Origin of the sequence: Devosia psychrophila (assembly GCF_000971275.1) — a bacterium.
In the GTDB taxonomy this organism is placed as follows: Bacteria; Pseudomonadota; Alphaproteobacteria; order Rhizobiales; family Devosiaceae; genus Devosia; species Devosia psychrophila.
Window position 1 is genome coordinate 1 of the sequence record NZ_LAPV01000076.1, and the last position, 19073, is coordinate 19073.

Genomic DNA, 19073 nt, shown 5'->3' on the forward strand with positions numbered 1-19073 from the left:
GATTTGGGGTGGGCATGATTTACTCGGTTATTTCTGAACGCCGTCCAGCGCGTAGCTGGCCAAATCGATGCCCATGCGATCTTCCACGAAGGGATAGACAGCCGGGTCCAGCACCGACGAGCTGAGGGGGATGATGAATTTGGGGACGTGCAGCACGAAGACGTAGAGGCCCTTGCCGAGTTGGCCGACCGAGAGGGCTTGGCCGGCGGCGTCGAGCGTGGTGATGACGTCGGGGAAAGTCGCGAGGCGGGTGCCGCCGGCATCATCGACGGCCATGTATTCATTCATGACGTGCAGAACGGTGGATTTGTCGCCGGTGCCGATGGTGACCTTGCCGATGTCGAAGGCTTCTTTGGTGTAGGTGACCTGGATATCGGTGATGTAGCCCTTGGCGAGGATGGTGCCGCCAGTGGTCTTTTCGATGGCGTCGATCATCGAGCCCGGGCCCTTGCCCTCGGCGGCGATCATGGCTTCTCCGAGCTTGAGCGCCAGCGAGATACCACCCAGCGCCGCATGTCTTTTTACGTAGCTTGCGCGCAGGGGGTTGCGGCAGGAGGCGATGAAGCCGCCCGACATGTCGGCGGCGGTGCGCAGGATAGGCGAGACTTTGGCGGTGGCGCCGCGCGTTACCAGCTCGATATAACGGTTTTCGGCGCGGTTGCCGCCGACAGCGGTCTGGATGGTCTGGTCGGGCGAGCTTGCCATGCCTAAGGAACCCATGTCGCCGGTCGGGTGGGCGCGGATATCGCCGACGGCGTCGACGACTTTGGTGCCCAGGATTGCCGAGGGTAGCCATCCATTGAGGGTGGATGACTTGCCGTTCTGGCCGATCATCAAGCCGGTCAGCTTTTCGCCCAGCGCGTCCTGCAGCAGTTGCACGGAGCGGATGTAGTCGACGCCTTGCATTTCCCATGGCGTGGTGGAGGCCGGGGCGCCGATGGCGGCAGAGGTGGCAATCCAGTCATTCTCGTCGAGCTCGTCGATGCTGACCAGTTCCGGCTTGCCCGCATTGACGGCGGCGGTACCCAGCATGCGGCCGTGATCGGCCCAGCCGCCACCGCCGGCCGCGTAAATCGAGCCGCCGCGCACGGCTGCTTCGACGTCTTTTTGCGTGAGAATGCGCCCCATCAGAAATTCCCTTGTAGTTTAATATCGAGCGCCTTGACGGCGTCCAGCAGGACAGACGCGCCGAGCGCGATGTCGTCGGTTGCGGCAAATTCGTCGGCCGAGTGGCTGCGGCCATCGACGCAGGGCACGAAGATCATTGCGGCTTTGGTGATGCGGGCCATCCAGGCGGTATCGTGGCCGGCGCCGGAGGCCATGCGGCGATGGCGGGCGCCGGAGGTCTCGCAGGCGGCATCGAGGATGTTCAGCAGGTCGGCGTCGCAGGGCGTCGGCGGGTTGTCGGACACGATGCGAGGCTCACTGACGGTTACCCCGGTTTTTTCCGATATGGCAGCAACGCCGTTGGCCAGTTCCTCGATGAAGCGGGTCATGTCATCGCGCAGCTCGGCGCGGGCGTCGATCAGCATGCGGACCCGGGCGGGGACGACGTTGGCCGCATTGGGGGTCATTTCGAATTCGCCGACCGTCGCAGCAAAATGCTCGGCGCCGCTGGACAGGGCCTTGCCCAATTCCTCGACGCCCAAGGCGATCCAGGCGGCAGTGGTCAGCGCGTCCTGGCGGGCGCTCATGGGCGTGGTGCCGGCATGATCGGCGCGGCCCTCGACGATGATCTCGATGCGCGTGATGCCGGCAATGGCTGTGACGACGCCGACGTCGAGCTGTTGGTTCTGCAGCACAGGGCCTTGCTCGATATGCAGTTCGAGGAAGGCCTTGATGTCGTCGCGCTGGGCGGGTGTGTGTGGTTTGCCGCCGACCTGAGCGATGCCCTGCTCCAGCGTCAGACCGTCGCTGGCGCGGGTCAACCATTCGGCCGGACGCGTGCCGCTGATGCCGCGGCTGCCGATGCAGGAGACGCCAAAGATGGAGACTTCCTCGGCGAGGAAATCGACAATCTCCAACGTGTGATCGAGGACAATGCCCTGATCACGCAAGGCTCGCGCAACTTCAAGCCCCACGACCACGCCGGCTATGCCGTCGAAACGCCCGCCATCGGGTACGGTGTCGGAATGGGAGCCGAGCATGATGCTGCCGAGTTCCGGCTTACGCCCTGGAATGGTGCCGATGAGGTTTCCCGCCGCGTCGATCTGCGTGACGGCGCCGGCATCCTGCATGGCCATTTCAAGCCATTTGCGGCCAGTGAGGAACATCCGCGTGAAGGCGCGACGGGTCCAGGGGCGGCCAGGCTCGGTGATTGCCGCAAGTGCGTCGATATCGCCGCCGATACGATCAGCCCGGATTGGGGAGTTTGGGATCATAGGATTGAGCCGATCATCGTGGCTCCCGACACCCCCACCCAGCCTCCCCCTTCAAGGGGGAGGTGCCTGCCGGTGACTTTGACTGGATCGAGTTCAAAGGGCGGAGAGAGGTAGGACATTGGCATCATGCTGCCGCCCGGCCGAGTTGGCCGGTGCGGGCCATCAGGTAGCGCTCGAGCGCCGAGAGCGCATCATAGATCAGCACAGCGAGGACGCCGACGATAAGGCCGCCTTGCAGCACGAAAGCGGTGTTGCTGGAGAGCAGGCCGGCAATGATGACTTCGCCCAGGGTGCGGGCGGCGACGGTGGAGCCGATGGTGGCGGTGGCGAGGGAAATGACCACCGAGAGGCGGATGCCAGCGAGGATGACGGGCAAGGCCAGCGGCAGTTCGACCTTGATCAGGCGCTGCCAGCCGGTCATGCCGACGCCCTTGGCAGCATCGGTGACGGCTGGCGGTAGGTTGGTGAGACCGGTCAGGGTATTTTCGAATATGGGGAGCAGGCCGTAGAGGAAGAGGGCTACCAGTGTGGGCGCGGTGCCAAAGCCGAGCATCGGGACGGCGAGGGCCAGCACGGCGACGGGCGGGAAGGTCTGGCCGATATTGGCGAGCGAGCGCGACAGCGGCAGGAATTCGGCACCGAATGGGCGGGTAACAATGATGGCGAGGCCGACGGCGATGATGGTCGAGGCGGCGGTGGCGGCTAGTACGATGCCGAGGTGGTTCAGCGTGATGTCGAGCAGGCTGCCCTGATTGTAGATGGCGGGCTGGTTGTTCTTGGTGAACAGGCTGAAGAAGCCGCTGAACAGCTCCGGCTTGGCGAGGAAGAGGATGAGCGTGACGAAGACTATCAGCCGGATGATGTTGCCGGGTTTCATTGCGGCCTCGCGGCGAGGCGCGACAGGGCTGCGAGAGTGACCTGGCCGACGATCTGGCCATCGCTGCTGACCGGCAAGGACGGGCGGCCGGACCAGAGGAGTTCGGCATAGGCCTCACGCAGCGAGGCGGTGGCTTCGATGGGTTCGCCAGTAACCTCGCCGGGCTCGATGTGGTCGGCGACCTTGGCGAGCGACAGCAGGCGGAACGGGCGTTCGCTGGTGCCGATCAACTCAGCCACGAAGGGCGTGGCGGGATTGGCGATGATTTCGGCGGGCCTGGCGCATTGCAACAGCTTGCCCTTGTCCATCACCGCGATGGTGTCGCCGAGGTGGATTGCCTCTTCCATGTCGTGGGTGACCAGAACGATAGTGGTGCCGAACTTGCGCTGGATGGCGAGCAGGTCTTCCTGCGCCTTGGCACGAATGACCGGATCGAGCGCGCCATAGGGCTCGTCCATGAGCAGGATATTGGGCGAGGCCGCCAGCGCACGGGCGACTCCGACGCGCTGCTGCTGGCCGCCGGAAAGCTCATGCGGCAGGCGATCGCGAAACTCGGCGGGATCGAGCTGGAACAGGGTGAGGAGCTCCTCGACGCGGTCAGCGGTTTTCTTCTTGTCCCAGCCGAGGAGTTTGGGGACTGTGGCGACGTTTTGGCCGACGGTGCGGTGGGGAAACAGCCCGTGGCCCTGGATGGCGTAGCCGATGCGGCGGCGGAGTTCGTAAGCGGGAATGCCGGCGATGTCCTCGCCGTCGATGCGGATATGGCCGGAGGTGGGCTCGACCAGCTTGTTGATCATGCGCATCAGCGTGGTCTTGCCGGAACCGGAGGTGCCGACGATGACGCAGATGGTATGCGGCTGGATGGTCAGGGTGACCCGATCCACAACGGTGGTGCCGGTGTAGGTCTTGGTGATGTCGTCGATCTCGATCATGGCCGGCGGCTCCCACGCGATGTCAGTTCAACCAGAGCGTCGAGCACCACGGCGGCGGCGAAGGCCAGAGCAACGGTTGGCACGGCGCCGAGCAGCACCAGGTCCATCGCCGTCTGGCCGATGCCCTGGAATACGAAGACGCCAAAGCCGCCGCCGCCGATCAGCGCGGCAATGGTGGCGAGGCCGATATTTTGCACCAGCACGATGCGAATGCCGGTGAGGATGACCGGGAAGGCCAGGGGGAGTTCGACGGCAAACAGGCGCTGGCGCCCGGTCATGCCCATGCCCTTGGCGGCGTCGATAGCGGCGGGCGAAACCGATTGCAGGCCGACGACGGTGTTGGAAACGATTGGCAGCAGGGAATAGGCGAATAGTGCGACTAGGGCCGGTGCGGCGCCGATGCCAGAAATGCCGATGTCGCGGGCGCCGGGGATATTGGCGGCGACCCAGGCGAGGGGCGCGATCAGCAGGCCAAACAGCGCGATAGAGGGGATTGTCTGGACGATATTGAGGACGTTGAGCACGCCGGCCCGCAGGGGTTTGACGCGGTAGCACAGGATGCCGACCGGGATGCCGATGACGGTGGCGATGGCGACGGAGCCGAAGGCCAGCGCGAGGTGGGTGCGGCCCTCGGCCCAGAAGGCGGGGGCGCGGGTGGCGTATTCCTTGAGGATGGAGAGGCTGTTCCAGCTACCGCTCCATAAGAGGAGCGCAATGGCGGCGATGACGGCGACGAGGATGGCGATGCGGATCAAAGGTTTGAAGCGCAGGCGGGTCAGTGCGTCGGTGACGAGAAGGGCAAAGGCGAACAGCAGCAGCCAGAAACCCGCGCCGGGGGAGACGCGGGCGAAGGTATCGCCTTCGGGGGTGAGGTAGCTGGCGGATTGGCCGATGAAGATCATCAGTGCCGCGAGGACCGCGAATCCGGCGGCGAGCTTGGCTGTGACGGGGAAGCGCAGCAAGGCGATGACGACGCCGACAAGCAGGATGCCGATCAGGAGGCCGGAGGGGAAGCTGGGCAGCGCCTCGAGCAGGGATTTCGGTTTGCCGACGACGATGCGGTTGGCGCGGAACAGGGCGAAGGGGAGGATTGCGCCAGCGGCGGCAATCAGTGCGATGAGAACGCCGAGCTTGTCGAGGGCAAGCCATGCGGGGCGGGTCGTCGCATGGGCGGTATCGGCGATGCTCATGCTGGCTCCGATGTCGGTGGCTGGCTTGCGGCGCAGGCGATTGGGCGAGATTTCCCCATAACCACCGCGCGTCACCCTCGGGCTTGACCCGAGGGGGCTTCACTTGCTGCACGCTGGTTGAGTGAAGTGCCCTCGGGTCAGGCCCGAGGGTGACGATCGAGGTTGGGACGAGGCCGGAGCCTCGCCCCAAAGGCCTTAGCTCAGGAAGCCGCCCTTGGTGAGGTAGTCGGTGGCGACGGCTGCGGCAGCTTCGCCGCCGACCTGAACGCGGCCGTTGAGGTCCTGCAGGACTTCGAGGGTCAGGCCTTCAAAGACGGGCTTGAGCAGTTCTTCGATCTGCGGGTATTCGGTCAGCACTTCCTGGCGGATGATCGGGGCGGGCTGGTAGACCGGCTGCACGCCCTTATCGTCCTGCAAAACCGTCAGGCCCGAGGGGGCGATGCCACCGTCGGTGCCGTAGACCATAGCGGCGTTGACGCCATTGGTCTGCTGAGCGGCAGCGGCAATGGTCGCGGCCGTATCGCCACCGGAGAGGGTGACCAGCTGGTCTGGCGTCAGGGTGAAGCCATAGACTTCCTGGAACTTGGGCAGGGCCGCAGGCGAATTGACGAACTCGGCGGAGGCCGCGAGCTTGACCTCGCCACCGCCGGCAACCCAGGCACCAAATTCGGTGAAGGTGGCAAGCTTGTTGGCTTCGGCGACGTCGTTGCGGACGGCGACGGCCCAAGTGTTATTGGCCGGCGACGGGGTCAGCCAGACGATTTTATTGGCTTCGAAATCGAGCTTGCCGGCTTCTGCATAGGCCGATGCGGCGTCGTTCCAGATCGGATCATCGGCCTTCTCAAAGAAGAAGGCGGCATTGCCGGTGTACTCGGGATAGATGTCGATTTCGCCGGCGATGATGGCTTCGCGGACGATCGGCGTGCCACCAAGCTGGATGCGATCGGTTACGGCGATGTCGTTGGCTTCAAGCACCTGCTTGATGATGTTACCGAGAACGCCACCCTCGGTGTCGATCTTGGAGGAAACGACGACCTGGGCCTGAGCCGCAGACACCGAAATAGCGAGCGCGGCGACGGCGCTGAGAAGCGTGGACTTAAGGCGCATTTGGTTTCTCCGTTTTATCCGGGTGTTCCACTGCTCGTGGTCCCCGGCTGTCCCTAACCTAACCTGTTGGTAGAATTGAGCGAGGCCGCTCATGCTAGGCAATGGGGCCTAACGCGAAAAACTCGTCCAACTCCATAATAGTCGAGTGAGAAATTAGTTCGTTCATCAGTTCATCGGACGCAAGAGCGTCTTCGATGGCCTCGACCTCAGCCGATAGCGGGCGGTCCTGACGGTACGTGTCAGCATGGCGTCGCACCAGTGCATAAATGATGCCGGGAACATTGCCCGGCGTGTCGCCAGAAATGTCCATGGCCTGTGCCGCAAGCATGGCTTCGAGCGCCGCAAGACGACGCAGGGCCAGCACCTGGCGCTCCAGCCGCTCGACGACCAGCGGCAGGAAGGTCGCCTCGTCCTCGAGACCACCGGCGACGACCATGGAATTGGCGGAGATGGGGTTGGTCATGGTGAGGACGCGGGCGAACAGTTCGCCGGCCAGCTTGATGATCGGGCCGAAGCCGGTGGCGATTTCGCCGTGGGCAACGAGATTGACCGACAGGCCGCGGCGCTGGCCATTGCCGAGCAGCACGCAGCGGTTAAACGAGTTGCGGGCGATGTGGGCCAGACCAAGCTGGGCGGTCTGGAGGAAGACGGTGACGTCGAGCGGCAATGAGCCACCCGAGGTCAATACCTGTCCGCCTGCGACCACGGGGTTATCGTCGGTCCGCCCGGTGGCGGCCAACAGGATCTTGCCGGCTGCCACCAGCGTTTCGAAGCCGGTCGCGAACACCTGGCTCATCATGCGGAGGCTCAGCGGGTCTTGAATATGCGTGGCGTCGGGCCAGTCCCAGCCCTTGGCGTTAAAATAGAGCCAGGCGCCGATGCCGGCTTCGCGCTCGGTGCCGACATGTGCGACAGCCTTCCACGGATCGCGCGAGGCGCCGAGCGCGCCCGCCGTGGTGAGGCCTGTGGCCAGCATGACGCGGACGACGCCGGCTGCATCGCGGATGGCGGCGGCGGCGGCGGCATAGCCAACTGCATTGGTGGAGATCGAGGCAAGACTGTCGCGTGGGGCGAGGCGGACGGGTTTGAGGCCGGCGGCTTCGAGCGCTTCGGCGGCCGGCTGGCGGTGGCCGTCATACATTGCCTCCCCTGCCCCGGTCAGCACGGCGCCGATCTGGCCCATCAGGCCGATATCGGCGCAGCCGATCGAGCCGGTGCGGCGCACCACGGGCACCACGTCAGCTGAGAGCAACGCCAGGTAGGCTTCCACCAAATCGGTGGTGCAGCCGACGCGACCGGTCAGCGCCATATTGACCCGAATGGCCATGGCGGTGCGGACGATCTCGCTGGAAAATGGCTCGCCGGTGCCGAAGTGATGCGCGCGGACGAGGCCCATATTGAAGGTATCGAGCTGGTCGGGGGTCCACTCGACGTCCTTCATGGCGCCAACGCCGGTGGTGGATCCATAGACCGGCTGGCCGCTGGCAATGGCGATCTCGACCACTTCGCGCGCCAAAGCGACCCGCTGCATCGCATCGGAGTCGGCGACGAGGCAGACCCGGCGCGCGCCGATACGGGCGATGTCGGAGAAGCTGAGCGGCTTGCCGTTGAGGGTGATGGCGGATTGGTGCAGGCTGGCGGGTCGTTCATTCATGCGCCAAGCCTATGGTATTGGCCGCGCGCTGCCTAGCCGGGCTACTTCATCCAGAACATCGGCACGAGATTCACCGAAATGGGCTCGTTCTGGTCATTGGTGGCCATGACGTCGGCCATGTGGGCCCACCAGCGCTGCATGACGGCGGTGGCCGGCAGCGCCGCCATGGTGTGATCCGTGCGGCGCCAGAGGACGCCGAACAGGGTGTTGGTTTCTTCGTCGAGATGGATCGAATAGTCCCTCACGCCCGCCTCATGCAGCAGGTCTGCCAGCTCGGGGAATATCTCGTCATGGCGCTTTTTGTATTCGGCGGCCATGCCGGGATTGAGCTGCATCTTGAAGGCGTGTTTTTCGTAGCCGGCGTCTTCTATCATGCGCGCAGCCTCCACATGCGGAACAGGATGGGCAGCGCGATCACAACGATCAGCAGCGACCCGGTGAAGATTGTCATCACGATGCCCGGGACGTTGAGCAGGCCGAGGCCGAAGGTCACGAGACCGATGATCAGAGCGGCGAGCACGACGCCCACAATGGAGCCGGCACCCCCGAGGATGGAGACGCCGCCGAGCACGACCATGGTGATGGCCTCGAGCTCGAAGCCTTCGGCGATGGACGGACGGGTCGAGCCGAGACGGGCAGTCAGCAGTACTGCCGCAATGCCGCTCATCAGGCCGGTGAGGCAGAACAGGATGAACTTGATGCGGTCGACGCGGACGCCGGAGAACTGTGCAGCGACGTCATTATTGCCGATGGCGAAGACCCGGCGGCCGAAATTGGTGCGGTGCAGCAGCACCCAATAGATGACGGCAGAGACGAGGAAGAGCATCAGTTCGAGAGAAATGACCCACCAGACATAGCCCTGGCCAAACCAGCTGAAGCTCGGCGGATAGCCCTTGAAGCTCTGGTCGCCCAGGACGATGAAGGCGATGCCGCGGAACAGGCTCATGGTGCCGATGGTGACGACGATGGACGGCAGCTTGAGGCCGGTGACGAGGAAGCCATTGAAGGCGCCACAGAGAATGCCGACGCCGACGCCCACCGCAACCAGCGTCGGGGTATCGGCGCCATATTGCAGCGCCAGGCCCATCATGGTCGAGGCCAGCGCGATGATGGCGGCCACCGACAGATCGATCTCGCCGGAGATGATCAGCAACGCCATCGCCAGCGCGATAAGGCCCTTCTCGGTGAAGTTGAAAGTGAGATCGCTGAGGCTATAGGCGTTGAGGAAATACGGCGAGGCGAAGGAATTGAGCAGGAAGATGCCGACGGCCACGAGGACGAGCAGGCTCTCCCAGCTCAAAACGGCGGACTTGAGCGGGTTGTCGAGGCGATTGGGCAGGCTGCGGCCGGTTGCGTGAATATCGGTCATACGGCTTCAGCCTTCTTCAGGATAATGCGGCCCTTGCGGCGTTCGCCACGGGCGTTGAGCACCACGGCCAGCAGGATGGCGGTGCCCGAAATAGCCATCTGCCAGAAGGGGGAGATGTTGATGACCGGCAGGGCATTGTTGATGACGCCGAGGAAGATGGCGCCCATCAGGACGCCGGCGACGCTGCCGATGCCGCCGGCGATGGAGACGCCACCGATGACGCAGGCCGCGATGATGTTCAGCTCATAGCCGCCGGCGACTTCGACCGAGGCAATGACATAGCGCGAAATCCACAGGTAGCCACATAGCCCGGCGACGGCACCGGCGATGACGAAGGCGTAGAACTTGGTGCGGCCAACGTCGATGCCCGTATAGACCGAGGCGGTCGGATTGACGCCAATGGCATAGAGCGCGCGCCCGAGCGGGGTGCGGGTCATCAGCAGGTAGAACAGCAGTGCCGTGGCAATGGCGAACCAGCTGAGCAGCGGCAGGCCGAGGAAGATCGTCCGCTGCAGGCTGACGAAATCGGGGCTCATTTGGGCGGCATTGACCCAGGCGCCGCCGGAGATGACGAAAACCAGGCCACGGAAGATGGTCAGCGTGCCCAGCGTCACGACGATGGGCGGAATTTCCAGCTTCCAGACCAGAATGCCGTTGAAGGCGCCGAGCACGCCGCCGATGAACACGCACATGACGATCAGCAGCGGGATCGGAATGCCGGGAAAGGCGGCATTGGTCATGGCGACGATCATGCCGGTTAGGGCGAGATTGGAGGCCATAGACAGATCGATGGAGCGGGTGAGGATGACCGCCATCTGGCCGAGCGCCAGCATCATCAGGATGGAGCTATCGTTGAAGATGGTCAGCAGGTTGTTCGGCTGGGCAAAGCGCGGGAAGCGCAGCGTTACCAGCACCAGCACCAGCAGGATGGCGAGGAACAGGAAGATTTCGCGGTTTTTCAAAAGGCGGTTCATGCTGCCTGCTCCTCGGCAATACCGGCAGCCAGGCGTACCAGCGTCTCGGGCTTGAGCCCGTCATTTTCCAGGGTGTCGATGACGCGGCCTTCGCGCATCACCACGATGCGGTCGCTCATGCCGAGTACTTCGGGCAGTTCAGACGAGACCATGATGACCGAAAGGCCTTGGGCGACCAGTTCGCCCATGAATTCGTGGACGGCGGCCTTGGAGCCGATGTCGATGCCCTTGGTGGGTTCATCGAGGATGATGACCTTGGGGTGGGTGGCCAGCCATTTGGCGATGACCACCTTCTGCTGGTTGCCGCCGGAGAGGGTCGAGACGTTCTGGCTAAGCGAGGAGGCGCGCAGGTCGAGGCGTTCGGTATAGGTGCGGGCGTGGGCAAATTCCTCGGCCATGCGCAGGAAGCCGTTCTTGCTGGTCTTGCCGAGCGAGGGCAGCGAAACGTTCTTGAAGATGGGCTCGCCGGTGATGACGCCCTGCTTGCCGCGCTCTTCGGGCACATAGACGATGCCGGCTTCCACGGCGTCGGCGGGTGACTTCGGCGCGATGGTCTGGCCGTCGAGTACCAGCGTGCCGCCGGAGGTCTGGGTGAGGCCGAACACTGCCTGCATGACTTCAGAGCGTCCTGCCCCGACCAGGCCATAGAAGCCCAAAATCTCGCCCTTGCGGACGGTGAAGGAGATGTCTTCGAATTCGGTGGGATGGCTTAGGCCCTTGGCCTCGAGCACCACATCGCCGAAAGTGGCGTTGCGCGGCGGGAAGATGTTTTCCACCGGACGGCCGACCATCAGTTGCACGATCTGGGTCTGGCTGGTGTCCTTGATCAGGCCCTTGCCGACCAGCTCGCCATCGCGGAACACAGTGAAGCGGTCGGCAATGCGGTAGATCTCGTCGAATTTGTGCGAAATGAAAAGGATGGCCTTACCGTCTTGCTTCAGCAGTTCGATGAGCACGTAGAGCTCCTCGATTTCCTTCTGGCTGAGGGCTGCGGTCGGCTCATCCATGATGACGACCTGGGCGTCGACCGAGAGCGCCCGCGCCACGGCCACCAGATGCTTCTTGGCGATGCCAAGTTCCTTGAGCTTGATGTCGGGGTCGACGCCAGCAGCCATGGAATCGAGCGTCGCCTTGGCCTCGGCGCGCATGGTCTTCCAATCGATCATCCCGAAGCGATTGGTTGGCGCGTGGCCGATATAGATGTTTTCGGCGACCGTCAGCTCGTCGAACAGCACGGTTTCCTGATGGATGGCGGTGATGCCGGCGGCCGAGGCGGAATGCGCCGTCGGCAGGGTCACCAACTTGCCCGCGACGCGAATTTCGCCGGTGTCGGGCTGGTAGATGCCGGTCATGGTCTTGACCAGGGTCGACTTGCCCGCGCCATTTTCCCCGATCAGCGCGGTGACTTCGCCGGCGTAGAGTTCGAGCGACACGTCGTTGAGCGCCCGTACGCCGGGAAAGCTTTTGGAGATGCCGGAAAGGGTGAGGATCGGGTCGGTCATTTGGATTTCCTTCGCGTCGCATGACTATCGCCACGCGCTCGATTTGCTCCCTCTCCTGTAAGCGAAAGGGTCAGGATGAGGGGGCCCTCCTTTGCTTGGAAAGCCCCCCCTCACCGTATGCTTCACGTCTGGGCCATTCGAGCGTAGCTCTCATGGCCTTCTCGGCTCAAATCGCTCCACTGGAGCGATTTGCTGGACGCCTCGAAGATCAATAGATCTTGGAGAATTCTTCGATGTTGGTCTTGTCGAACTGGAACGGCACGGCCATTGCGGCCGAGTTGGTGTCATCGAGGGTCACTTCGCCGACGCGGCCGATCGAGAAGGTCTTGCCCGGTGCAGCTTCTTCGCCCTTGATCAGGTCATTGGCGAGGAAAACGGCCGAGTAGCCGAGGTCGATCGGGTTCCACAGGGCAACGGCCTGCGAAGCGCCATTGTCGATGAACTGCTTGAACTCGGACGGCAGCGCGAGGCCGGTGACGTTGATCTTGCCGATCAGGCCCATGTCGGTGACGACCTGGGCGGCAGCCACGACGCCGACGGTGGTCGGAGCAATGATGGCCTTAAGGTTCGGATAGGCAGCGATCAGGCCCTTGGCTTCGTCGGTCGACTTGACCGAGTCATCGTCGCCATAAACGGTCGCGACGAGGTTGATGTTGGGGAACTTCTCGGGCAGCACAGCCTTTGCGGCATCGATCCAGGCGTTCTGGTTGGTCGCGGTCGAAGCGGCCGACAGGATGGCCACGTCGCCGCCTTCAGGCAGGTAATCGGCAGCCAGTTTGATGATGGTCTCGCCGATCAGGTTGGTTTCAGAGGGGTTCAGATGAATCTGACGGCCAGCCTCGGCAACGCCCGAGTCGAAGGAGACGACCTTGATGCCACGCTCCATGGCCTTCTGCAGCGCCGGAACCAGTGCATCGGGATCGTTGGCGGAGATGGCGATGGCGTCGACCTGCTGAGCGATCAGCGAGTTGATGACTTCGATCTGGGCTTCGGCGGTCGCGGCGGTCGGGCCGGTATAGATGACTTCGATGCCACCGATCTCGGCAGCAGCTTCCTGCGCACCCTTGTTGGCAGCGTCGAAGAAGCCGTTACCCAGCGACTTGACGACAAGCGCGATGCGGGTCTGGGCATAGGCCGGAGCGGCGAGCAGCACTGCAACGGCAGTGGTGGTAGCCAGGAGCTTGATGAGTTTCATTCGTAATCCCTCCCTGGGACGTTCTGGTCTGTCCTTCTCAGGCGACCGTCGATTGACGGTCGATCTGAGCATTCTTCTCCGCCACGATGAGCCGCACGCCTGCCGTTTCCAGCATTTGGCGGTCCTCGTCACGGATACCGCGATCGGTGATGACAGCGGTAATTCGGTCGAGCCCACACAGGATGAGGCTCGATCTCCCCGAAAACTTTGATGAGTCAGCCAGCACGATCAGCTCGTCCGCCTGGCCGATCAGCCCGAGCTCGGACTGCACGACCATCGGATCGGCCTCCATCAGGCCATGCGGGCCAATGCCCTGGCAACCGATGAACATGCGCTTGGCGTAAAAGTGCGATGCCACCACGCCACCAAACGGCGACAGGATGACATTCTGCTCGCGATAGACGGTGCCGCCGGGAATGACGACGGAATTGCGCGAGTTGTGGATGAGGAATTCGGCGATGCCGAAGCTGTTGGTGAACACCGAAAGGCGGCGGCCCGTCAGGTGATGCACCATCTGGTAGGTGGTGGTGCCGCCATTGATGATGATCGGCTCGCCATCGCGGCAGAGCTCGACGGCGGTGCGGGCAATGGCGCGCTTCTGAGCGATGTTGATGGTTTCGTTGACCGAGAACGGCCGGCCCATCAGGGCGGCCTGCTCGGGCGGGTTGACCGCCTCGGCGCCACCGCGGACCCGGCGCAGCTTGCCTTGGACATGCAGGGCCGCAATGTCTCGGCGAATGGTGGCTTCGGAGGAGCCCGTGACCTCACAAAGCTCGGCAACAGTCACCACTGGCCGTGTCTGAACGGCTGCGACGATCACTCTCTGGCGCTCTGTTTCGTGCAAGGCTGCTATCTCCCTGGCGCATTCCTTCACATCGAATTCGATCACTGTCAATCATCAAACCGTCAACTTCAAAAGACGAAAGCGTCATATGCGCGTTGATGATCGTTTGTGATTGACAGCGATGATCGATCGTGGCCATGTCCGGCCGAATAATCAAAGCCCTTCACTACCCTCTGGGAGGAGTCTCATGTCCACTTCCGCGCCCAAGCGCCTCGCCAATCTTTGGGATGATGCCAAGGCCGCCGCCATGAGCGAGCCCGAACGCCTAGTCTATCGTTCCAACCTGCTCGGCAGCGACAAGCGCGTCACCAATTACGGTGGCGGCAACACCTCCTCCAAGATCATGCAGAAGGATCCGCTGACCGGCGAGACCGTCGAAGTGCTGTGGGTCAAGGGCTCGGGCGGCGACAGCGCATCGATCAAGCTCGATGGCTTTTCGACGCTGTATATGGACAAGTTGCGGGCGCTGAAGGGGCTGTATCGCGGCGTCGAATTCGAAGACGAAATGGTGGGCTACCTGCCCCACGCGACGTTCAACCTGAACCCGCGCGCCGCATCGATCGACACTCCGCTGCATGCCTATGTAAACCACGCCTATGTGGACCACATGCACCCTGACGCGATCATCGCCATCGCTGCCTCGGTCAATTCCAAGGAACTGACGAGCCAAATCTTCGGCGACAGCATCGGCTGGCTGCCATGGAAGAAGCCAGGCTTCGAGCTGGGCCTGTGGCTGGGCAAGTATTGCGAAGAAAACCCCACCTCCAAGGGCCTGATCCTTGAGAGCCACGGCCTCTTCACCTGGGGCGACACGCCCAAGGAATGCTACGAGACCACGATCGCCATCATCAACCAGGCCATCGCGTGGTTCGAGCCGCAGACCGAAGGCAAGACCATCTTCGGTGGCGAAGCTGTCACCTCGCTGCCGGTGGAAGAACGCCGTGCCGTCGCTGCCAAACTGATGCCCAAAATTCGCGGGTTGATCTCGGCCGATAGCCACAAGCTGGGCCATTTCGATGACTCGGCTGCCGTGCTGGAATTCGTCAATTCCAACAATCTCCGTCCACTAGCGGCCCTGGGCACCTCGTGCCCCGACCATTTCCTGCGCACCAAGATCCGTCCGCTGGTGATCGAATTCGACCCGGCCACCCCCGATGTCGACGCTGTCGTGGCCAAGATCCCGGAAGACATCGCCGCCTATCGCGTCGACTACCAGGCCTATTACGACCGCTGCCGCCATGACAATTCGCCTGCCGTGCGCGATCCGAATGCCGTGGTTTACCTGATGCCCGGCGTCGGCATGTTCACCTTCGCCAAGGACAAGGCCACCGCCCGCATTTCCGGCGAGTTCTATGTCAACGCCATTAACGTGATGCGCGGCGCTTCGACAGTCTCGACCTATGTCGGCCTGCCCGAGCAGGAAGCCTTCGACATCGAATATTGGCTGCTTGAAGAAGCAAAGCTGGCGCGCATGCCCAAGCCGAAGTCGCTGGCCGGGCAGATTGCCCTGGTCACCGGCGGCGCCGGCGGCATCGGCAAGGCAACCGCCATCCGGCTGCTGCGCGAAGGTGCGTGTGTGGTGCTGGCCGATATCGACCAGACCGCTCTCGACGCTGCCAACGAGGAACTTAGTGGCGTGTTCGGCAAGGACTTCGTCCGTCCGGTCAACATCAACGTCACCAAGGAAGAGCAGGTCATCTCCGGCTTTGCCCATGCCGTGGTTGAATTCGGCGGTATCGACATTTTGGTGTCGAACGCCGGCCTCGCCTCCTCGGCACCGATCGAAGAGACGACGATGGACCTGTGGAACAAAAACATGGACATCCTGTCCACGGGCTATTTCCTCGTGAGCCGCGAAGCGTTCCGACTGTTCCGCCAGCAGCAGATCGGCGGCAATGTGGTGTTCGTGGCATCCAAGAACGGCCTCGCCGCTTCGCCCAACGCTGCCGCCTATTGCACCGCCAAGGCTGCCGAAATCCACCTGGCGCGCTGCCTGGCGCTCGAAGGCGCCGAGGCGCAGATCCGCGTCAACGTGGTCAATCCCGACGCGGTGCTGCGTGGCTCCAAGATCTGGGCTGGCGAATGGCTCGAGCAGCGCGCATCGACCTACAAGACCGACAAGGATGGCCTTGAGGACATGTATCGCCAGCGCTCGCTGCTGAAGCGGTCGGTGTTCCCCGAGGATATCGCCGAAGCGATCTACTTCTTCGCGTCGGACGCCTCGGCCAAATCGACTGGCAACATTCTCAATGTCGACGCGGGCAATGCCCAGTCGTTCACGCGGTAAAGAAAAGGGAAGAAGAGACCCCTCACCCGTCTCGGCTGCGCCGATCCACCCTCTCCCTCAAGGGGCGAGGGGTGACCCGGTGGATGTTCGAGCGCGGTGCCCCCTTCTCCCCTCGAGGGAGAAGGTGCCCGAAGGGCGGATGAGGGGTCGCTTTCTTGGGAGCCACACAATGACCGAACACATCATCGACCCATCCGTCGTCGAGGCGGAGAACGCCAGCAGGGTAAACGACCTGCGCGCCGATTATGAAAGCCTGGGCGAACGGCTAGACCGGCGCGGGATTTCGATCGAGGCCATCAAGGCCAAGGTCGCCGAATTTTCTGTCGCAGTTCCGTCATGGGGCGTTGGCACCGGCGGCACGCGCTTTGCCAAGTTTCCCGGCAAGGGCGAGCCGCGCGACATCTTCGACAAGATCGAGGATTGCGCCGTGATCGCGCAGCTGACGCAGGCGACCAAGACCGTGTCGCTGCATATTCCGTGGGACAAAGCCGATCCCAATCGATTGAAGCAGGCGGCAAGCCGCTTCAATCTCGGCTTCGACGCGATGAATTCGAACACCTTCTCGGACGCGCGCGGACAGTTGCAGAGCTACAAGTTCGGCTCGCTGTCGGCGGCCGACAAGGGCACCCGCGACCAGGCAATCGAGCACAATCTCGAATGCATCGAGATTGGCAAGACCATCGGCTCCAAGGCGCTGACGATCTGGGTTGGTGACGGCTCCAACTTCCCGGGTCAGGTCAACTTTGCCAACCAGTTCGAAAACTATCTTGACTCGGCTAAGGCGATCTACGCCGCCCTGCCCGACGACTGGCGCGTCTATACCGAACACAAAATGTATGAGCCGGCGTTCTATTCGACCGTCGTGCAGGATTGGGGCACAAATTACATCATCGCCAAGGAACTGGGCGACAAGGCCATGTGCCTGGTCGATCTCGGCCACCATGCGCCCAACGTCAACATCGAGATGATCGTCTCCCGCCTCGCCCAGTTCGGCAAGCTCGGCGGCTTCCATTTTAACGACAGCAAGTATGGCGACGATGATCTCGACGCCGGCTCGATCGACCCCTACCGGCTGTTCCTGGTGTTCAACGAGCTGGTGGATATCGAAGGTCGCGATGCGGACTTCCATCCGGCCCATATGCTGGACCAGAGCCACAATGTGACTGACCCGATCGAGTCGCTGATGCTGTCGGCATCTGACGTGCAGCGCGCCTATGCGCAGGCATTGCTGGTGGACCGTGCCGGCCTCAAGGGCGCGCAGGAAGCCGATGACGCGCTGGCGGCAACGCAGGCGCTGCGGGTGGCTTATCGCACCGATGTCGAGCCAATTCTGGCCATGGCGCGCTTCGAAAAGGGCGGCGCCATCGACATCCTCGGCACCTACCGCGCGTCGGGCTATCGCGCCAAGGTTTCCGAAATTCGTCCCGTCGTCGAAGGCGGTTCGGGCGGCATCGTCTAACGAGTTTTCCGACGCTCCTCCCAGAGACGGAAAAGGCAGAAGCCCGGTGAGCGATCACCGGGCGTTTGTTTATTCCGGCTGCTCGGCGCGCAGTGGCGCGGTGGCTGAAATCATCCAGTCCCGGAAAGCCCTGATCTTGGGCGCATTGCGGCGGCTCTCGGGGTAGACCAGATAGTAAGCCCGCCCGTCCGTCGCGAGCAGGTTAAAGGGCTGGAGAAGCCGGCCGGAGGTAATCTCGTCGCGGAAAAAGCCGGGAGTCAGCATGGCCACACCGCGCCCGGCCATGGCTGCCGTTCCCAAGAGATTTTGCAGCCCCAATGAGCTCTTTGGGCGCCCCAGCGCAGTGTAGCCGGGAACGCCCGCCGCGGCGAACCACTGGTCAAGCCACTCATCCTCTGGATCGAGAACGGGCAGTCGCAATAGGTCATCGGGCTTGCTGACACCGCCAATGCTTTCCGCTAGGCCGGGACTAAGCAGCGGGCTGAAGTCGGCCTTAATCAACAGATGCGACACCATTCCTCCGCCAGGCGGCGCCGGCAACGTCCGGATGGCAACGTCGAACTCGTCATGCACCATGTCCCGAAGGTCGCTGGAGCTATCGAGACGCACCGCGATGTCGGGATGCGCGATCTGGAAAAGGCCCAGATTCTGCGCCAACCACTGGCTGGCAAAGGTGGGCACAGAGGTGATCGACAGCAGTCCATCAACCTGCCCGCGCGAGGTGGCGAACGCACTGCGCAGCGTGTCGAATGCCGCGCTGACATCGGGCGCGAGGCGCGTACCTGTTTCGCTCAAGGAGATTTGGCGCGGCTTGCGCAGGAACAATGGCGCACCGACGCGCTCCTCCAGAATTTTGATCTGGTAGCTCACCGCTGCTTGGGTCATGCCGAGTTCTGCGGCGGCTTTGGTGAAGCTCAGATGGCGGGCAACAGCCTCGAAGGCGCGCACGGCGGTCAGTGGCGGCAGAGATGACATGGATCAAATCTCCTTATGCATACCTATCGAGCTTTAGTTGGAAATCCATCGTTATGCCAGCCATTCTGGGCTCCTGGAAACCAAGCAGGAGCCATCCGCATAAGGGTGGTTATAGTCATGAACATTATAGCCAAGCCGCTGCTGCCCGCGATCCATTTGCCGCGCTGGAGTTTTCCGCGGCTGTTCAGCGCCGCGCACCGACGCCGGCAGGTCACCATCGACCTGATCCATTCGTCGCCGCACCTGCTGCGCGATATCGGTTTGATCGAGGATCGTGTGGTGGAACGGCGGCGCTAAGACCTTGCATTTGCGCGTGAGGTTTCACTA

General features: G+C 62.9%; 17 protein-coding genes. 3 read left to right on the forward strand and 14 right to left on the reverse strand.

The genetic code is table 11. From position 1 onward, the window contains the following. Positions 1-27: 27 nt before the first annotated feature. From ertC to WH91_RS06430, 13 genes are all read right to left on the reverse strand, one after another. Positions 28-1128, reverse strand: coding sequence for a thiohydantoin desulfurase (gene ertC, locus WH91_RS06370; protein ID WP_046170164.1), 1101 nt, complete (start codon positions 1126-1128; stop codon positions 28-30). Then, positions 1128-2381, reverse strand: coding sequence for a Zn-dependent hydrolase (locus tag WH91_RS06375; protein ID WP_046170165.1), 1254 nt, complete (start codon positions 2379-2381; stop codon positions 1128-1130). Before WH91_RS06375 ends, ertC begins: the two co-directional genes overlap by 1 nt. A gap of 124 nt (positions 2382-2505) precedes the next feature. Continuing rightward, a complete protein-coding gene (locus tag WH91_RS06380; protein ID WP_046170166.1) occupies positions 2506-3258 on the reverse strand; it encodes an ABC transporter permease in 753 nt (250 codons plus the stop codon). After that, positions 3255-4190 (reverse strand): ABC transporter ATP-binding protein, encoded by a 936-nt coding sequence (locus WH91_RS06385; RefSeq protein WP_046170167.1) that lies wholly within the window; start codon positions 4188-4190, stop codon positions 3255-3257. The genes WH91_RS06380 and WH91_RS06385 overlap by 4 nt, the downstream gene beginning before the upstream one ends. Then, entirely contained in the window at positions 4187-5380 is a 1194-nt protein-coding gene (locus WH91_RS06390; RefSeq protein WP_046170227.1) for an ABC transporter permease, read from the reverse strand. Before WH91_RS06390 ends, WH91_RS06385 begins: the two co-directional genes overlap by 4 nt. Before the next feature lie 195 nt (positions 5381-5575). Next, entirely contained in the window at positions 5576-6487 is a 912-nt protein-coding gene (gene osmF / locus WH91_RS06395; protein WP_046170168.1) for a glycine betaine ABC transporter substrate-binding protein OsmF, read from the reverse strand. Positions 6488-6581: 94 nt separating this feature from the next. Further along, positions 6582-8141, reverse strand: coding sequence for an aromatic amino acid lyase (locus WH91_RS06400; RefSeq protein ID WP_046170169.1), 1560 nt, complete (start codon positions 8139-8141; stop codon positions 6582-6584). 41 nt (positions 8142-8182) lie between these two features. Next, the gene (gene rhaM, locus WH91_RS06405; RefSeq protein WP_046170170.1) at positions 8183-8515 is read right to left on the reverse strand and encodes an L-rhamnose mutarotase; all 333 of its coding nucleotides are present in this window, start codon (positions 8513-8515) and stop codon (positions 8183-8185) included. Continuing rightward, positions 8512-9510, reverse strand: coding sequence for an ABC transporter permease (locus tag WH91_RS06410; RefSeq protein ID WP_046170171.1), 999 nt, complete (start codon positions 9508-9510; stop codon positions 8512-8514). Before WH91_RS06410 ends, rhaM begins: the two co-directional genes overlap by 4 nt. Next, positions 9507-10484, reverse strand: a complete 978-nt coding sequence (locus WH91_RS06415) for an ABC transporter permease (protein ID WP_046170172.1) — start codon at positions 10482-10484, stop codon at positions 9507-9509. The genes WH91_RS06410 and WH91_RS06415 overlap by 4 nt, the downstream gene beginning before the upstream one ends. Then, positions 10481-11986 (reverse strand): sugar ABC transporter ATP-binding protein, encoded by a 1506-nt coding sequence (locus WH91_RS06420; RefSeq protein ID WP_046170173.1) that lies wholly within the window; start codon positions 11984-11986, stop codon positions 10481-10483. Before WH91_RS06420 ends, WH91_RS06415 begins: the two co-directional genes overlap by 4 nt. Positions 11987-12194: 208 nt before the next feature. Continuing rightward, complete coding sequence (gene rhaS, locus WH91_RS06425; protein WP_046170174.1) at positions 12195-13181, reverse strand: rhamnose ABC transporter substrate-binding protein; 987 nt, start codon at positions 13179-13181, stop codon at positions 12195-12197. Positions 13182-13218: 37 nt separating this feature from the next. Continuing rightward, positions 13219-14025, reverse strand: a complete 807-nt coding sequence (locus tag WH91_RS06430) for a DeoR/GlpR family DNA-binding transcription regulator (protein ID WP_046170228.1) — start codon at positions 14023-14025, stop codon at positions 13219-13221. 187 nt (positions 14026-14212) lie between these two features. On the opposite strand from WH91_RS06430, the gene WH91_RS06435 reads away from it, so the two are divergent. Together WH91_RS06435 and rhaI are read left to right on the forward strand one after the other, a co-directional pair. Next, a complete protein-coding gene (locus WH91_RS06435) occupies positions 14213-16312 on the forward strand; it encodes a bifunctional rhamnulose-1-phosphate aldolase/short-chain dehydrogenase (RefSeq protein WP_046170175.1) in 2100 nt (699 codons plus the stop codon). Positions 16313-16481: 169 nt separating this feature from the next. Beyond that, entirely contained in the window at positions 16482-17771 is a 1290-nt protein-coding gene (gene rhaI / locus WH91_RS06440; protein ID WP_046170176.1) for an L-rhamnose catabolism isomerase, read from the forward strand. Between the two features lie 69 nt (positions 17772-17840). On the opposite strand, the gene WH91_RS06445 is transcribed toward rhaI, so the two are convergent. Continuing rightward, positions 17841-18746, reverse strand: coding sequence for a LysR substrate-binding domain-containing protein (locus tag WH91_RS06445; protein ID WP_046170177.1), 906 nt, complete (start codon positions 18744-18746; stop codon positions 17841-17843). Between the two features lie 117 nt (positions 18747-18863). On the opposite strand from WH91_RS06445, the gene WH91_RS06450 reads away from it, so the two are divergent. After that, a complete protein-coding gene (locus tag WH91_RS06450) occupies positions 18864-19043 on the forward strand; it encodes a hypothetical protein (protein WP_046170178.1) in 180 nt (59 codons plus the stop codon). The last annotated feature ends 30 nt before the right edge of the window (positions 19044-19073 follow it).

Bases quoted from the DNA above. Each gene is read 5' to 3' on its own strand.
- ertC (WP_046170164.1), bottom strand. From the start codon at position 1,128: ATGGGGCGCATTCTCACGCAAAAAGACGTCGAAGCAGCCGTGCGCGGC.
- WH91_RS06375 (WP_046170165.1), bottom strand. From the start codon at position 2,381: ATGATCCCAAACTCCCCAATCCGGGCTGATCGTATCGGCGGCGATATC.
- WH91_RS06380 (WP_046170166.1), bottom strand. From the start codon at position 3,258: ATGAAACCCGGCAACATCATCCGGCTGATAGTCTTCGTCACGCTCATC.
- WH91_RS06385 (WP_046170167.1), bottom strand. From the start codon at position 4,190: ATGATCGAGATCGACGACATCACCAAGACCTACACCGGCACCACCGTT.
- WH91_RS06390 (WP_046170227.1), bottom strand. From the start codon at position 5,380: ATGAGCATCGCCGATACCGCCCATGCGACGACCCGCCCCGCATGGCTT.
- osmF (WP_046170168.1), bottom strand. From the start codon at position 6,487: ATGCGCCTTAAGTCCACGCTTCTCAGCGCCGTCGCCGCGCTCGCTATT.
- WH91_RS06400 (WP_046170169.1), bottom strand. From the start codon at position 8,141: ATGAATGAACGACCCGCCAGCCTGCACCAATCCGCCATCACCCTCAAC.
- rhaM (WP_046170170.1), bottom strand. From the start codon at position 8,515: ATGATAGAAGACGCCGGCTACGAAAAACACGCCTTCAAGATGCAGCTC.
- WH91_RS06410 (WP_046170171.1), bottom strand. From the start codon at position 9,510: ATGACCGATATTCACGCAACCGGCCGCAGCCTGCCCAATCGCCTCGAC.
- WH91_RS06415 (WP_046170172.1), bottom strand. From the start codon at position 10,484: ATGAACCGCCTTTTGAAAAACCGCGAAATCTTCCTGTTCCTCGCCATC.
- WH91_RS06420 (WP_046170173.1), bottom strand. From the start codon at position 11,986: ATGACCGACCCGATCCTCACCCTTTCCGGCATCTCCAAAAGCTTTCCC.
- rhaS (WP_046170174.1), bottom strand. From the start codon at position 13,181: ATGAAACTCATCAAGCTCCTGGCTACCACCACTGCCGTTGCAGTGCTG.
- WH91_RS06435 (WP_046170175.1), top strand. From the start codon at position 14,213: ATGTCCACTTCCGCGCCCAAGCGCCTCGCCAATCTTTGGGATGATGCC.
- rhaI (WP_046170176.1), top strand. From the start codon at position 16,482: ATGACCGAACACATCATCGACCCATCCGTCGTCGAGGCGGAGAACGCC.
- WH91_RS06445 (WP_046170177.1), bottom strand. From the start codon at position 18,746: ATGTCATCTCTGCCGCCACTGACCGCCGTGCGCGCCTTCGAGGCTGTT.
- WH91_RS06450 (WP_046170178.1), top strand. From the start codon at position 18,864: ATGAACATTATAGCCAAGCCGCTGCTGCCCGCGATCCATTTGCCGCGC.